11 protein-coding genes are annotated in these 14,721 nt (G+C 64.6%); 5 read left to right on the top strand and 6 right to left on the bottom strand.

Translation table 11 applies throughout. The features are described 5' to 3' along the window. Window positions 1-65: 65 nt before the first annotated feature. The 3 genes from NKJ78_RS23625 to NKJ78_RS23615 all read right to left on the bottom strand — a co-directional run bounded on the left by NKJ78_RS23625 (window position 66) and on the right by NKJ78_RS23615 (window position 6,352). Complete coding sequence (locus tag NKJ78_RS23625; protein WP_352459865.1) at window positions 66-3,617, bottom strand: helicase-related protein; 3,552 nt, start codon at window positions 3,615-3,617, stop codon at window positions 66-68. A 695-nt stretch (window positions 3,618-4,312) separates the two neighbouring features. After that, on the bottom strand, window positions 4,313-5,038 hold the full coding sequence (gene phbB, locus NKJ78_RS23620; protein WP_023698448.1) for an acetoacetyl-CoA reductase: 726 nt from the start codon (window positions 5,036-5,038) through the stop codon (window positions 4,313-4,315). Window positions 5,039-5,167: 129 nt separating this feature from the next. After that, complete coding sequence (locus NKJ78_RS23615) at window positions 5,168-6,352, bottom strand: acetyl-CoA C-acetyltransferase (RefSeq protein ID WP_023712818.1); 1,185 nt, start codon at window positions 6,350-6,352, stop codon at window positions 5,168-5,170. A gap of 302 nt (window positions 6,353-6,654) precedes the next feature. On the opposite strand from NKJ78_RS23615, the gene phaR reads away from it, so the two are divergent. Beyond that, window positions 6,655-7,269 carry a polyhydroxyalkanoate synthesis repressor PhaR gene (gene phaR / locus NKJ78_RS23610; RefSeq protein WP_023685813.1) on the top strand — a complete coding sequence of 205 codons (615 nt, stop codon included), beginning with the start codon at window positions 6,655-6,657 and terminating at the stop codon, window positions 7,267-7,269. Window positions 7,270-7,314: 45 nt separating this feature from the next. Here phaR and NKJ78_RS23605 read toward each other — a convergent pair whose 3' ends face one another. Then, complete coding sequence (locus NKJ78_RS23605) at window positions 7,315-7,770, bottom strand: GNAT family N-acetyltransferase (RefSeq protein WP_031199718.1); 456 nt, start codon at window positions 7,768-7,770, stop codon at window positions 7,315-7,317. Window positions 7,771-7,820: 50 nt separating this feature from the next. After that, window positions 7,821-8,240, bottom strand: a complete 420-nt coding sequence (locus NKJ78_RS23600; protein WP_023702797.1) for a rhodanese-like domain-containing protein — start codon at window positions 8,238-8,240, stop codon at window positions 7,821-7,823. 89 nt (window positions 8,241-8,329) lie between these two features. On the opposite strand from NKJ78_RS23600, the gene ftrA reads away from it, so the two are divergent. Then, window positions 8,330-9,322: a transcriptional regulator FtrA gene (gene ftrA, locus NKJ78_RS23595; protein ID WP_023737350.1), complete on the top strand. Its 993-nt coding sequence runs from the start codon at window positions 8,330-8,332 to the stop codon at window positions 9,320-9,322. Here the strand turns inward: ftrA and NKJ78_RS23590 are convergent. Beyond that, a complete protein-coding gene (locus tag NKJ78_RS23590) occupies window positions 9,319-10,458 on the bottom strand; it encodes a citrate synthase (protein ID WP_023737351.1) in 1,140 nt (379 codons plus the stop codon). The two genes, ftrA and NKJ78_RS23590, sit on opposite strands and share 4 nt — an antisense overlap. Window positions 10,459-10,550: 92 nt before the next feature. Here NKJ78_RS23590 and NKJ78_RS23585 point away from each other — a divergent pair, with 92 nt between their 5' ends. The 3 genes from NKJ78_RS23585 to NKJ78_RS23575 all read left to right on the top strand — a co-directional run bounded on the left by NKJ78_RS23585 (window position 10,551) and on the right by NKJ78_RS23575 (window position 14,658). Further along, complete coding sequence (locus NKJ78_RS23585; protein WP_023737352.1) at window positions 10,551-11,639, top strand: citrate synthase/methylcitrate synthase; 1,089 nt, start codon at window positions 10,551-10,553, stop codon at window positions 11,637-11,639. A gap of 201 nt (window positions 11,640-11,840) precedes the next feature. Then, window positions 11,841-12,971, top strand: coding sequence for a patatin-like phospholipase family protein (locus NKJ78_RS23580; RefSeq protein ID WP_023825035.1), 1,131 nt, complete (start codon window positions 11,841-11,843; stop codon window positions 12,969-12,971). Between the two features lie 508 nt (window positions 12,972-13,479). Next, on the top strand, window positions 13,480-14,658 hold the full coding sequence (locus tag NKJ78_RS23575; protein WP_023715055.1) for an efflux RND transporter periplasmic adaptor subunit: 1,179 nt from the start codon (window positions 13,480-13,482) through the stop codon (window positions 14,656-14,658). Window positions 14,659-14,721: the final 63 nt, after the last annotated feature.

Below are 14,721 nucleotides of genomic sequence, written 5' to 3'. Positions count from 1 at the left end.
TATCTCTTGTTGGAGCATGATATTGTCCGAAAACCGGTTCCACTTTTCGGGATCATGCTCAGAGCCTACTTCTTCAGCTGGTCGCGCAAGGCGGCGAGCTTGGCGAAGGGCGAGTCCGGATCGAAGCGCGCAGGGCGTTCCTCGCGTGGCTTGGCCTGGAAAGCCGGCTTGGCGCCTTGCGGTCCGCCTTTGCCTTCCGGCCTGCCGCCTTTCCAGTCAGGCCGGCCCTCGCGCGGACGCTCGCCTTGCGGCTTGCCGTCGCGGCGCTGTTCGCCCTCGGCCTGCGGCTTGGGCTTGAACTTCGAACGGTCGAAGCGTGGCTTGGCGGCACCGTCGCGCTGGTCGCGCCGGCCCTGATAGGCCGGCCGTTCGCCCGGTGCCGGCTGTCCGCCGGCAGCGTCGGCCGGCGCATCGGCGCGGCCAGCCTGGCCGTTACGCGGGCGATTGTCCCGGCCTTGACGATGGCGCGGGCGCTGCTCGAAACGACCCTGCCGCCACAGCAAGATGGGCTTTGGCGCTTCGGCCTCGGGGACAGGCTCAGCGCTTCCACCCTCCCACTCGTGGGGAGGGTCGGCGCGCAGCGCCGGGGTGGGGGCAGCGCCGGCGTCGGCGGTTGCGCCTGAAGCGTCTGCTGTGTCTGCACCTGCTTCGTTAACGCTGTCACCCCCACCCGCGTCGCTTCGCGCCGCGACCTCCGCCATCGAGGGGGAGGTAAGGGCGTCGGCGTTTTCGGCGACGGTGGCGTCGGCGCTTTCGGGGACGGTGTCGTCAGCTTCTGCAACAGCCGGAGCTTCTTCCGCGATTTCTATGGGAGCTTCGACCTGTTCTTCCGCGACGGGCTCCGCCGTTGCTTCCTCGATGGCTGGAGCTTCGGCGGTGGCTTCAACGGCCGCAGTTGGCTCCGAACCCTCGGGAGGCGCGCCCGGCTGAGCGTCCGCAGCAACGGCCGCTGCGACTTCGGCGACGGGCTCCTCAGCCGTAATCTCGGTGGCTGCATCCGGCTCCGACCCAACGGCCGGCGCCTCAGCGACGGCTTCACTTGCCACGGCTTCCGCCGCCTGAGCCTGCTCGGCCTTTGCTGCGGCTTCCGCCAGCTTGGCCGCAGCCGCTTGCCGCGCGGCATTGTCCTGCGCTTCGAGCCGCGCCTTCACCTCTGCCGGCGGCTTCGGCTCGGCGCGATAGCCGAGACCTTTCAGGATCTCTTCCATGTCGTCGGCGGTGGCGCCGAGGATGGACATCATCGGCGGCGTCACCATGAAGGACTGGCCGTCATAAGCGCCGTCGGGGCGCTGTCCCAGACCGGGCTTCCAGTTGGTCGCAGGCCGGATCAGGTCGGCCAGCCGTTCCAGAATGTCGATGCGCACGGCGCGGCGCCCGAGATTGCGGTAGCCGGCGAGCCTGTAGAAGCTCTTGTCGAAGGCCGGGTCGATGACCACCGATGTGCGGCCGGAAGCCAGGGCGTGCACCACGTCGCCAAAGCCGGGCTTGTCCTTGCCGTCGTTCTTCAGCGCCCACAACAGCGTGATCAGTCCGGCGGGCGCCGGCTTGATCAGCGCCGGCACGAAGACATGGTAGGCGCCGAAGCGCACACCGAGCCGGCGCAAGGCGGCGCGACCCTCCTGGTCGAGCGACTTCATTTCCTCGGCGATGTCGCGGCGGTTGATGAGGCCGAAATGCTCGACGAGCTGGAAGGCGATGCCACGGCCGATGCCGGCGATCTGCTCGGCATTCTTCAAGTCGACCAGCGGCTTCAGCAAGGATTCGATCTGGAAATTGACGAAGCGCTCGGCGCGCGCGGCGACCTTGTCGCGGGCGGGACCAGTCAACTGCTCGTCGGCCAAAAGCACCAGGCGCGGCTTCAGCGCGTCCTCGCCGGCAACCAGCGTGCCGATCGGCGCGCCGATCCAGCGCAGCGTGCCGTCGGAGCCGAGCGCAAGGTCGCCATTGGCGCAGGCGCCGAAGCGTTCGGCACGTGCCTCGAACTCGGCGGCCAGCGCTTTTTGCGCTGCCGTGCGCACGGCCTTGGCGTCTTCGCCGCCGGCGCTCTGGTCGGCGGTGAAGCGGAACCCTTGCAACTCGCCGACATGATGGCCTTCGACAAGGACGGTTCCGGTAGGACTGATTTCGGCTTCAGGCATTGTATTTTCTCTAAGGCGCCGCATGAGGACGGAAGTCCTGCGGTCTACAAACCGTTTCGTCAACCGCTCATGCAGCGCATCCGACAATCTGTCTTCGATTTCGCGCGTCTTTTCCCGCCAGTGTGCCTGATCGGCCAGCCAGCCCGGCCGGTTGGACACGAATGTCCAGGTGCGGATCTGCGCAATGCGGTGCGACAGCGTGTCGATGTCCCCCTCGGTCGTATCGGCGCGGCGCACCTGCTCGGCCATGTAGTTCTCGTCGACATGGCCGTGTTTGGCGAGGTCGGTGTAGATAGAAGCGATCAGGTCGGAGTGCTGGGCCGGCGCGATCTTGCGGTAGTCCGGCAACGCGCAGGCTTCCCACAGCAGCGCGACGCGCTTGGCATTGGTAGCCAGCGCGCGGATGTCCTCGTCGCGGGAGAGATGTTCGAGCGCCTGCGCATCGACCGCCGGCAGCGCGCGCGTCAGGCCTTCGACCGGCGCGTTGGCCTCGATCGAGCGCTTCAGCGCGTCGAGGCTGGCGAAGTCGAAATGCGCGGTGCGCCATTGCAGCACCTTCACCGGATCGAACTCGTGCCCCTCGATGCGCTTGACCAGTTCCTCGTCCAGCGGATCGACCTGGCCGGTGACGCCGAAGGTGCCGTCGCGCAGATGCCGGCCGGCGCGGCCGGCGATCTGGCCGAGCTCGGCCGCCGTCAGGTTGCGGTACTGGTAGCCGTCGAATTTGCGGTTCTGGGCGAAGGCGACATGATCGAGATCAAGGTTGAGCCCCATGCCGATGGCGTCGGTGGCGACGAGATAGTCGACGTCGCCTGCCTGGAACATTGCCACCTGGGCGTTGCGGGTGCGGGGCGACAGCGCGCCGAGCACGACCGCCGCTCCTCCTTGCTGGCGGCGGATCAGCTCAGCGATGGCATAGACCTCGTCGGCGGAGAAAGCGACGATCGCCGTACGCCGCGGCAGGCGGGTCAATTTCTTCGAGCCGGCATAGGCCAGGTGCGACAGGCGAGGGCGCGTCACCACCGAGACGCCTCTCAGCAGCTTTTGCAGGATGCCATGCATGGTGGCCGCGCCGAGCAGCAGCGTTTCCTGGCGGCCGCGCAGGTGCAGGATACGGTCGGTGAAGATGTGGCCGCGCTCGAGGTCGCCGGCGAGTTGCACCTCGTCGATGGCGACGAAGGCAACGTCGGTCTCGCGCGGCATGGCTTCGACGGTGCAGACCGAATATTTCGCGCCGGGCGGCTGGATTTTTTCCTCGCCGGTGATGAGCGCCACCTTGTGGGCGCCGACCTTTTCGCAGACGCGGGCATAGACCTCGCGCGCCAGAAGGCGGAGCGGCAGGCCGATAATGCCGCTCTCATGCGCCACCATGCGCTCGATGGCGAGATGGGTCTTGCCGGTGTTGGTCGGACCCAGCACGGCAGTCACGTCGCGGCCCGACAGGATCAGCGGCTCGGTGTGTTTCGGCTGGATGTTCATCGGCCTGGAGATGAGGCTTTCTGCATCGTGTTGTCGGGAGCGCGCCTCGCATGGCGCGTATGACAGGCGACACATAGGGATTTCAGGCGCGAAGCGAAAGCGGAATGTTCCGGCCGGCAGTCCCACGGTTCGTCGTTGAGGTCTCAATTAACAGTTGGAACGAGTCTGGAACGAATCGGCGACGAATCAGTGACTCCGGCAGATTCAGCTTTTGTTCACGGCTACATGTGGATTTTGCGAGCCTGAGTCTCACCATATGCTGAATCGCGGAAACTGGCCCGATTCCTGCAAGGCGACCATTGGCGTTAACCTTTGCCGGCGGGGCATCGTCGTGATCCGATACGCCTCGGCTAACGTTGTGAAATTGTTGAATTTTCTTAATCGGCCTTAACCAGTTTCCGGTGGTTCCCGGCCTTGGTCGTTAACGTTCCGCTCAAAGCCGGAACGAATCGGTGACGAATCAGCGATCGCGGGATTTTCCTGGTTTGTTCACCCCAACATCTTGTGTTATCCACAGCTTGTCCACCGAGAATTCACAGCTTGCGAACCGGGTTTTGCACAGGGCGCCTAAAAATCGTTAATCTTTGCGTGCCGGAACGGGTCAATGTCTCGCGCGCGGCCCGGGGAACATCGCCGCCCGGCGATGAAAAACGGGCCATAAGGCGGCCCGTCCTACCGGGCGAAATTGCTGTCGTTCAGGCGAAGTACTGGCCGCCATTGGCTGTGATGGTCGAACCGGTGATGAAGCCGGCGTCTTCGGACGCGAGGAAGACGACGCAACGCGCGATCTCTTCCGGTTCGCCGAGGCGGCCGACCGGGATCTGCGGGATGATGCGTTCATTCAGCACCTTCTCGTCGATCGCCTTGACCATCTCGGTGGCTATGTAGCCGGGGCAGATGACATTGACTGTGATGCCCGCGCGCGCGCCCTCCTGCGCCAGCGCCTTCGAGAAGCCGATGTCGCCGGCCTTTGCGGCGGAATAGTTGACCTGGCCGGCCTGGCCTTTCTGGCCGTTGATGGAGGAGATGGTGATGACGCGGCCGAATTTGCGGTCGCGCATGCCGCCCCACAGCGGATGCGTCATGTTGAAGACGCCAGACAGATTGGTGTCGATGACTTCCTTCCACTGCTCGCGCGTCAGCTTGTGGAACATGGCGTCGCGGGTAATGCCGGCATTGTTGACCAGCACCGAGACCGGGCCGAGATCGGCCTCGACCTGTTTGATTCCGGCGGCACAGGCGTCGTAGTCGGCGACCGACCATTTGTAGGCCTTGATGCCGGTTTGTGCGCTGAACTTCCCCGCTGCCTCGTCATTGCCGGCATAGTTGGCGGCAACGGTGTAACCGGCATTCTTCAGGCCGATCGATATGGCGGCGCCGATGCCGCGCGATCCACCGGTGACGAGCGCTACTTTGGTCATTGAAAGTTCTTCCTCCCTTTGGTCGGAAGAAGGGAATAGGGAGTAGGGAATAGCGAGTAGGGATCGATATCCCGCCGCGCTGCTCCTTCTTCCCTATTCACTACTCCCTATTCACTACTCACTTCTTGTTCACAGCGCTTCCACGCACAGAGCGACGCCCATGCCGCCGCCGATGCACAGCGTGGCAAGGCCCTTCTTGGCGCCGCGGCGGCGCATCTCGAAAACCAGCGTGTTGAAGACGCGGGCGCCCGACGCGCCGATCGGATGGCCGATGGCGATGGCGCCGCCATTGACGTTGACGATCGACGTATCCCAGCCCATGCCCTTGTTGACGGCGCAGGCCTGCGCGGCGAAGGCTTCATTGGCCTCGACAAGGTCGAGGTCCTTGACCGACCAGCCGGCCTTCTCGAGCGCCCGCTTCGAGGCGGGAATAGGTCCGGTTCCCATGATCGCCGGATCGACGCCGGCCGTCGCCCAGGATGCGATGCGCACCAGCGGGGTGATGCCGCGCCTTGTGGCTTCAGCCTCGCTCATCAGCAGCGCGCCGGCGGCGCCGTCATTGATGCCCGACGCGTTCGCGGCGGTCACGGTGCCGTCCTTGTCGAAAGCCGGCTTCAGCTTGGACATGGCGTCGATGGTGGCGCCGTGGCGGATGTACTCGTCCTGGTCGACGACAGTGTCGCCCTTCCTGCCCTTGATCGTGAAGGCGACGATCTCGTCCTTGAACTTGCCGGCCTTCTGCGCGGCCTCGGCCTTGTTTTGCGAGGCCAGCGCAAACTGGTCCTGGTCGTCGCGGGTGATCTGGAACTGGCGGGCGACGTTCTCGGCGGTGTTGCCCATGTGGTAGCCATTGAAGGCGTCCCACAACCCGTCCTTGATCATGGTGTCGATCATCTTGTAGTCGCCCATCTTGACGCCGGCGCGCAGGTGCTCGGCATGCGGCGACAGCGACATCGATTCCTGGCCGCCGGCGATGATCACCGTGGCGTCGCCGGCGGCGATCTGCTGCATGCCGAGCGCGATGGCGCGCAGGCCAGAGCCGCAAACCTGGTTGAGCCCCCAGGCGGTGGTCTCCTTGGGCAGGCCGGCATTGATCGACGCCTGGCGGGCGGGGTTCTGGCCCTGCGCGGCGGTCAGCACCTGGCCGAGAATGACCTCGTCGACTTCGCCCGGCTCGACGTCGGCGCGCGCCAAAAGCTCCCTGATCACGACGGCGCCAAGTTCATGCGCCGGGGTGGCGGCGAAGGCGCCGTTGAAGGAGCCGACAGCCGTGCGTGCGGCGCTGGCAACGACGATTGAATTGGAAGCGGACATTTTTCTCTCCAGACTTCGAGGTGTCGTGTTCTTGGGGGCTTGTTGGGACTTTTCTTGCCCGTTCCACACCCCAAGTCAAACCGGAAATGGGCATGCCGGCCAAGCGCCGCAAGCAGGGCGTGAGCGGCCGGCGGGATCGCCCAACCTTTGCTGCGCAGCATAATTGGCCGGCCATGCAGCAATAAATGATGCCGCACTGCACAAAGCGCTTGGAATTATAGAGCTTTTGCGCATATCCTTAAAAATGGCGCAATCGTTACCGGCGGCTTACTCAGGCGCGCCGGTGTCCCGGGAGGATGCTGATGGCCGCGAAAGACGACCCTATCATTATCAAGAAATATGCCAATCGCCGGCTCTACAATACCGGCACCAGCACCTATGTGACGCTCGAGGATCTGGCCGAGATGGTCAAGAAGGGCGAGGAGTTCACCGTCCAGGACGCCAAGACCGGTGACGACATTACCCATCCGGTGCTGACGCAGATCATCTTCGAACTGGAGAACAAGGATGGGCAGAACATGCTGCCGATCCCGTTCCTGCGCCAGCTGATCGCTTTCTATGGCGACCAGATGCAGCAGATCGTGCCGAGCTTCCTCGAACAGTCGATGATGGCCTTCTCCAAGGAGCAGGAGCGGTTCCGCGAACAGATGAAGGGCGCGATCGGCAAGTCGCCGCTGGATGTGATGAAGATCGCCACGCCGATCAAGGCGCTGGAAGAGCAGACACGCCGCAACATGGAAATGTTCCAGAACGCGATGCGCCTGTTCACGCCGTTCCCGACCGCCGCCACAAATGCTGCGGCCGCGGCTGCACCCGAGCCGGCCCGCAAGGACGTCCCGGAAAAGAGCGGCGACGACCTTCAGGAACTGAAGCAACAGATCGCCGCCATGCAGCGCAAGCTCGATACGATGTCGTAAGCGACCGCCGCATGGTCGACCGCCCTCAGTTGGTCGAGGCGGCCGTCACGGGTCGATTTTCAGCTGCCACGGTTCCCAGATATCGTCGGGCTGGCCGTCGAGCGAGCGGTAGAAGGCTTTGGCCGGCGAGTTGGATTTCAGCACCGTCCATTTGATGGCGGAGGCGCCAATGCTCAAAGCGTGTTGGCGAAGCTGTTCAACAAGCGCATGGCCGACCCCCATGCCGCGCGTCGCTTCAGTGACGTAGAGTTCCTTCAGCCAGACAACCGGCTTCAGGTCGTAGGTCCAGGGGATGAGGTAGTGGACGGCGATGCCGACGATCACGCACTCTCGCTCCGCCACCAACACGCCGAACCGGGGCGATGGCCCCAGCCCGTGCTCGATGAGGTTCGCTTCGGTGACGCGAAGCTTGTCGTCATAACCCTCGAAGACGGCTAGCGCCCGCATGAGGGCGAGCACCGCACCGACATCCTGGCGCTCGAATGGACGAATTCTAACCATCGCCTTCTGCATGCTTGCTCAGTCTTCAAGGCCGACCATATCGCGTGGCCTCACGCGTGCAAGACACCGGGCTCCTTGCCTGAAGCGAAAGGAAGGTCCTCGTCCTGCCAACCGGTTATGCCGCCGATCATGATCTTCACGGGACGACCGAGGCTGGCCAGCTTGAAGGCCGCCTGATCCGCGCCATTGCAATGCGGTCCCGCGCAATAGACGACGAACAGCGTCCTTTCGGGCCATTGCACCATCCGCCCGGCCGATATTTCGCGGTGGGGCAGATGCAGCGCGCCCGGCACATGGCGGCGTCCATAGGCTTCCGGCGAACCGACCACATGCAGGAGAACAAAGTCCGGCTCTCCGGCACGCAGTGCGGCGGCGACGTCGGAACAGTCGGTCTCGACGGAAAGCCGGCGCAGAAAATGGTCGCGGGCGATATCCGGCGATGCCGCCGGAATGTCTGTCACGTGGCTCATCCTCGTATCTCCATTGCTGATGCGACGGAGAGATAAGACAGGAAGCAGGGCGATTGCAGCTGGCAGCTTTGCCATATATCGTCAAGATCATGCCATCCTCTGCGAATCCGCGCCCTGCCAACCCTCTTGTCGTTGCCGTTGCCTATGACGGGCTGTGCACGTTCGAGTTTGGCGTGGCGGTTGAGATCTTCGCCTTGCCGCGGCCGGAAATGGGTGAGGATTGGTACCGTTTTGCGGTTGCCGGTATTGATACCGGTGAAATGCGCGCGCTGGGCGGCGTGCGTATTGTTGCCGACGGCGGGATCGATCTGATCGGCCAGGCCGGCACGGTGATCGTACCGGGATGGCGCGGAACGGAGGCTCCGGTGCCGCCGGCGCTGATCGAGGCGCTTCGAAAGGCACACGAGCGCGGCTCTCGCATTCTTTCGATCTGTTCGGGCGTGTTCGTGCTTGCCGCCGCCGGCCTGCTGGCGGGCAAAAGAGCGACCACGCATTGGCGCTACAGCGAGAAGCTGACGGAGATGTACCCCGACATCACCGTGATTCCGGACGTTTTGTACATCGATGAGGGCAATGTGCTGACATCGGCAGGCAGTGCCGCGGGCATCGACCTTTGCCTGCATCTGGTGCGGCGCGACTTCGGCACCAAGGCGGCAAACATGGTGGCGCGGCGTCTGGTGGTGCCGCCGCATCGCGACGGCGGTCAGGCGCAGTATGTCGAGAGCTCCGTTCCCGAGCCGCACGAGCGCAGCCGGCTCGGACCGTTGATCGACAGGATGCGCGCCAATATTTCCGCCGATTATCCGGTCGCCATCTTGGCCGAGCTTGCCGGGATGAGCGAGCGGACGTTCCTGCGCCGGTTCGCGGCCGCGACCGGCGTCACGCCGGCGCGCTGGCTGCTGTCGGAACGGCTTTCGCGGGCGCGCACGCTGCTGGAAGACACCGCCATGCCGATCGAACGGATTGCCGAGACCGCCGGCTTTGGCGCGGCAGGCACGCTGCGGCATCATTTTCGTCAGCAGTTCGCCACGACGCCCGTCGCGTACCGTGCGCGGTTCGGGAACACGGCCAGGTCGGCTTAAGTCACGCGTCCCTCATAGCGGCCACGCGGCCTGATGATGCTGCCGCTAATGATCTGTTCGACCATATGCGCGGCCCAGCCGACACTGCGTCCGAGCGCAAACAGCTGGAACGGTGCATCGCGCGGCAAGCCAAGGCCGCGCGTCAGAGCGGCCAAGGCGAAGTCGATGTTGGGCTGGGCACCGACCGCCGCCATGGCGGCTTTTTGCAGCTGTTGCAGCGTCTCGTCGACAGGGATGACTTCCAGAAGTGCGGTGGCACGGGGATCGCCGTCGGGATAGAGCGGATGGCCGAACGCCGGCAAGGGCCGATCATGGCCGAGCCAGCGCCGGATCGCCGCATCCGCGCCGTGGGCTGCTGCATCTTCAGCCAGTTGCATCGCCGCTTCGCCGGCGCCACCGTGGCGCGGGCCGGACAGCGTTGCCAAGCCGGCCAGCAGGCATGCGGCAGGCGAGGCGCCTGTGGACGCTGCGACGCGGGCGGCAAAGGTCGATGCGTTGAGTTCATGATCGGCGAGCAGGACGAGGGCGCAGCGGATCGCTTCCGCGCCGGCATCATCCACCGACCAGCCCTGCGCCAGGCGCTTATGGACGGGCGCTGTGCCGGCTTCAGCGCCCAGCGACTGCGCCAGCGCTCCGACTGTGCGCGCGGCCTCGGTGCACAGCGAGGCGGCGCTGCGTCCTAGCGAAGGCCGCCCGTGGCCTGCAAGCATGGCAAGCTGCGCAAAGGCCGAGGCGCGGCCGACTGGATGAGGCGCTTCAGGTGACGGAGCTTTGAAAGCCACCGGTTCAGGCGAGGCCCAGAGCACAGCAGCGGTTTCCTCCAGCGTCGCCGCTTTGGAGAGCGCAACGGCGTCTTGCCCTCGATAGATCAGTCGACCGTGCAGCACAGTCGAAATCGCGGTGACAATCGAGGGTTCGCCCCAGGCGATCGCACTCTCGGCGATGGCCGAGGGACTGCGGCCCCGCGCCCGGCGGGTCGCCAATGCCGCGATGTCGTCGGCGCGGTACTGGCTGCGGCGCGGGTCGCTCTCATCCGGCCGCATGCCGATGCGGCCACGGCTGACATAGGCGTAGAGCGTCTGCGGCCGGACCTTGAGCCTTTCCAGCGCCTCTTCCCGCGACAGCCATTCGGACATTTTAGCTCACATATTGATTATATTGATCAAGATTGATCGAGGCGCAGCCCAACCCTTATCTCCCATGCAGAAAAGCTGCAAGGAGATGAGATATGGCGAACGGGCTCGATGATGTGGTGGCGGCGGAGACCGTGCTCTCCGATGTCGATGGCCTTGGCGGCCGCCTGACGATCCGCGGTCATTCGCTGCCGGAATTGGCGGGACGATGGCGCTATGCGCAAGTGGTTCGCCTGTTGCTCGACGGCTTCTTCGACGGCCTTCCCGGCGATGCCGAACTGGCAGCGAGGCTGGGCAAGGCTCGCGTCGAGGTGTTCGAGCGGCTTGCACCCTCGCTGCCGCTGCTCGCACCGCTTGAGATCTATAGCGCCATGCGCGCCGGCATGGCGCTGCTGCCGGATGGCGAGACGCTGACGGACGCCTTGCGGCTGATCGCGGCGCCCGCCGTGCTGACGCCGGCTCTGCTGCGGCTGGCGCGCGGCGAGCAGCCGACCGCACCTGACGCCAAGGCCGATCATGCCGCCGACATGCTGAGGATGCTCGAGGGATCCGTCCCGTCGCCGGCGCTGGCAAGGGCACTCGACACCTATCTGGTGACCGTGTGCGATCACGGCCTCAACGCCTCGACCTTTGCCACCCGCGTCGTCGCATCGACCCTGGCAGGGCTGACATCGTCGGTGCTGGCCGGGCTCGGCGCGCTCAAGGGGCCGCTGCACGGCGGCGCGCCCGGCCCGGTGATCGAGATGCTCGATGCAATCCAGGCGCATGGCGACGCGGCCGGTTGGCTGCGCGAGAAGGTCGCGCATGGCGAGCGCATCATGGGTTTCGGCCATCGTATCTACCGCGTGCGCGATCCGCGCGCCGATGTGCTGAAAGCCGTCGTGCGGCAGCTCGGCAGCGAAGGCGAAGCCGGCCGCCGGCTGGCCTTCGCCGAACAGGTCGAGCAGACGGCGCTCGAAGTGCTGCGGATCGCCAAGCCGCAGCGCTCGCTGCAGACCAATGTCGAGTTTTACACAGCGCTTGTGCTTGAGGCGGCTGGCTTTCCGCCACAGGCGTTCAGCAATGTCTTTGCCGCCGGACGTGTCGCCGGCTGGATCGCGCATGCGCGCGAACAGCAGACGACGGGGCGGCTGATCCGTCCACAGTCGCGCTATGTCGGGCCGGTGCCGGACCTCGTGGCCTGAGGCCCGCCTGTTTCGGTGGAGCAGCCCCTTCAAAGCGGGGCTTTCTTCATGACCGAAATTTCATGTGATCACGCGACCGTGTTCGTGTTCTTGCCTTGGTCATCCCTTATATGCTGCACTGCAATATAAGTCCGCTGCCGTCGAACCCGCCCGATTTCCGGGCGGAATGAGGCAGCAGCGACCAAACCGAACAGGAACGCCATGACCAAAAACGGCAAGGCGGAGGAAACGAAGAAGATCAACATCGCGCTGCAGGGCGGCGGCTCGCACGGGGCTTTCTCCTGGGGTGTACTCGACCGGCTGCTGGAGGATGGCAGGCTCGACATTTCAGCCGTGTCCGGCACCAGCGCCGGCGCGATGAATGCGGTGGCGCTGGCCGATGGTTTTGTGCGCGGCGGCGTCGAGGGTGCACGGCAAAAGCTGGACGACTTCTGGCGCGCGGTGGCGGCCAAGGGCCGCTTCAGCCCGGTGCAGCGCATGCCGTGGGACGTCGCCTGGGGCAACTGGTCGATCGAGAACACGCCCGGCTATTTCTTCTTCGACACCATGTCCCGAGTGTTTTCGCCCTATGTCGCCAATCCGCTGGGCTTGAACCCGCTGCGCGACGTGGTCGAGCAGGAGATCGATTTCAAAAATGTTCACGCCTGCAAGTCGATGGAGCTGTTCATTTCGGCGACCAATGTCGAGACCGGCCAGCTGCGCGTCTTTTCCGACGGCGAGATCGACCTCGACACGGTGATGGCCTCGGCCTGCCTGCCGCAATTGTTCCGCGCCGTCGAGATCAAGGGCGTGCCCTATTGGGATGGCGGCTATGGCGGCAATCCGGCGCTGTTTCCGTTCTTCAAGACGGCGGCGACGGAGGATGTGCTTTTGGTGCAGATCAATCCGGTGGTGCGCGAAGGCACGCCGAAAAGCGCCAACGAAATCCAGAACCGCATCGACGAGATCACCTTCAATGCCGGGCTGCTGAACGAATTCCGCTCGATCGCCTTCGTCAAGGAACTGATCGCCGCCGGCCGGCTGCCGCCTGGCGAATACCGCGACATCCGCATGCACCGCATCGATGCCGACGAAGCGTTCAAGGATCTGTCGGCGTCATCCAAGGTCAACGCCGAATGGGCTTTTTTGACCTATTTGCGCGACCTTGGCCGCATAGCGGCGAGCGACTGGCTGGAGGAGAATTACGACGCCGTCGGCAAGCGGCCGACGCTCGATCTTTCCGGCGAACTCGATGACGGCTTCAAACCGGTGCGCGGGCCGGCACCGGGACGGCGGGTGAAGGAATTTCTCGCCGCCCGCAAGAAGCCGGACGCGGAACGCCGGCGGGCCTGAGTCCGCCCGGATCGATCAAGACGATCAGCGAAGTGTTCGGCAAATCGGAGTAGCGCCGATGACTTTCCGTCCCGGAACAACCGTTGCGTGTGACGGTATACAAAATCATACTGACGCCTGCTGCCATTCACTGAGTGGCTACGCAGGTCGCGCCCACATTTGAGCGTCAAGGCACAGGGGGGTGTCAGTGCTCAAAACGCCTTGAAAACAAAGCGCCTCCAACGTCCGTATGGTTCCGAGACTGTGGTTCCGCCGCCTGACGGGGCGCCGATAAAACCGTTTTCGTTGGCCACACTACATCGCCTGGCACAATGTTCCTGCAACTTTTCGACTGTATTGCGATGCAACTTTGATGTAGAAGCGCGGCTTCGCCGTTCACGGCAAATTGAACACGGCCTGGCGCGCACCCATATCGGCGACGCGCCCGAGTTGGAAGACACGGTAGCTGTTAGACGACGGACTCCTGTTGGATAACGACTTGGCCGAACCCCGCAGTGGAAAAACAATGATGCCGAAGATCAGGTTTCACAAGCTTGCCGCTATTGTTGTGCTCATCGGCTTCGCGGCCTGGATGGGAACAGGCGCGTTCTCGTCCGTCGGCAGCGCCGCTGTCGAAGGTGCTGGCAAGGCAGGCGATCAGGCCAAGCCGGGCGATCAGGCCAAGGCGCCGGATGCAGCCAAGGCGGCCGAGGCCGAACCGAAGGCGCCGCTGCGCACCGTCGCTGTGGTGACGCCGCCGCGCAAGACCTATGCCCGCGCCATCCGCATTTCCGGGCTGACCGAGGCCGACAAGCGCGCCGTGCTGGCGACGCGCGTCGCCGGCGTCATCGAAAAGCTGCCGGTCAAGCAGGGCGATCACGTCAAGACCGGCGATCTGGTGCTGATGCTTGCGGCGGAAGAAAAGATCTCGATGGTCGACAATGCCAAGCAGCTCGTCGTGCAGCGCCAGGCTGAACTCGACGCATCGCTGCGGCTCATGAAGACCGGCAATCTGCCCAAGCTGCAGCTCGACACGGCGCGTTCGAATCTGACCGCTGCGCAGTCGCAGCTGGAAACGGCGCAGGCCGAACTCGAGCGCAATCTGGTCAAGGCGCCCTTCGACGGCGTCATCGACCGGGTGCCGGTGGAGCTCGGCAGTTCCATCATGCAGGGCGGCGAGGTGGCAACCATCCTCAAGCTCGATCCGGTGATTGCGCGCGGCGAAGTCAGCGAACGCGACCTCGGCTATCTCAAGCTTGGCGACAAGGCCACTGTCCGGCTGGTCAGCGGCCAGACCGTCGAAGGCACCGTGCGCTACATCAGCCGCGACGCCTCGTCGGCCACCCGAACCTTCCGCGTCGAGATCGCCGTCCCCAATGCCGACGGCTCGGTGCCGGCCGGCATGACGGCAGAGATTGCGCTCAGCGCGCAGCCGACCGACGCCGTCATGTTGCCGCGCTCCGTGGTGACGCTGGGCGACAAGGGAGACCTCGGCATCCGCGCCGTCGACAAGGACAACAAGGTGGTATTCTTCCCGATCGACCTCGTTGACGACTCGCCGAAGGGCCTCGTGCTTGGCGGCATTCCCGCCGATGCCCGCGTCATCGTCGCCGGCCAGGAACTCGTGAAGGAAGGCGACGTAGTCAAGCCGGTCGAGGCCGACCAGGCGACCATCCAGAAACTGTTGGGCGAAGCGACAACGCAGTAGCGCCGGGTGGCCCCGGACGGGGGCAACCGGCCGCAATGCGGCTCCTGAAATTTTGAGAACAGG

Source organism: Mesorhizobium sp. M0037, from assembly GCF_040323635.1.
GTDB lineage: Bacteria > Pseudomonadota > Alphaproteobacteria > Rhizobiales > Rhizobiaceae > Mesorhizobium.
Note: the sequence above shows the minus strand (reverse complement) of the source record. Positions and strands in the feature narration are given on the sequence as shown.

Coding starts and splice junctions, on each gene's coding strand:
- NKJ78_RS23605 (WP_031199718.1), bottom strand. CDS start 7,770: ATGGTTAGAATTCGTCCATTCGAGCGCCAGGATGTCGGTGCGGTGCTC.
- NKJ78_RS23615 (WP_023712818.1), bottom strand. CDS start 6,352: ATGTCCGCTTCCAATTCAATCGTCGTTGCCAGCGCCGCACGCACGGCT.
- NKJ78_RS23600 (WP_023702797.1), bottom strand. CDS start 8,240: ATGAGCCACGTGACAGACATTCCGGCGGCATCGCCGGATATCGCCCGC.
- ftrA (WP_023737350.1), top strand. CDS start 8,330: ATGCCATCCTCTGCGAATCCGCGCCCTGCCAACCCTCTTGTCGTTGCC.
- NKJ78_RS23585 (WP_023737352.1), top strand. CDS start 10,551: ATGGCGAACGGGCTCGATGATGTGGTGGCGGCGGAGACCGTGCTCTCC.
- phaR (WP_023685813.1), top strand. CDS start 6,655: ATGGCCGCGAAAGACGACCCTATCATTATCAAGAAATATGCCAATCGC.
- phbB (WP_023698448.1), bottom strand. CDS start 5,038: ATGACCAAAGTAGCGCTCGTCACCGGTGGATCGCGCGGCATCGGCGCC.
- NKJ78_RS23580 (WP_023825035.1), top strand. CDS start 11,841: ATGACCAAAAACGGCAAGGCGGAGGAAACGAAGAAGATCAACATCGCG.
- NKJ78_RS23575 (WP_023715055.1), top strand. CDS start 13,480: ATGCCGAAGATCAGGTTTCACAAGCTTGCCGCTATTGTTGTGCTCATC.
- NKJ78_RS23625 (WP_352459865.1), bottom strand. CDS start 3,617: ATGAACATCCAGCCGAAACACACCGAGCCGCTGATCCTGTCGGGCCGC.
- NKJ78_RS23590 (WP_023737351.1), bottom strand. CDS start 10,458: ATGTCCGAATGGCTGTCGCGGGAAGAGGCGCTGGAAAGGCTCAAGGTC.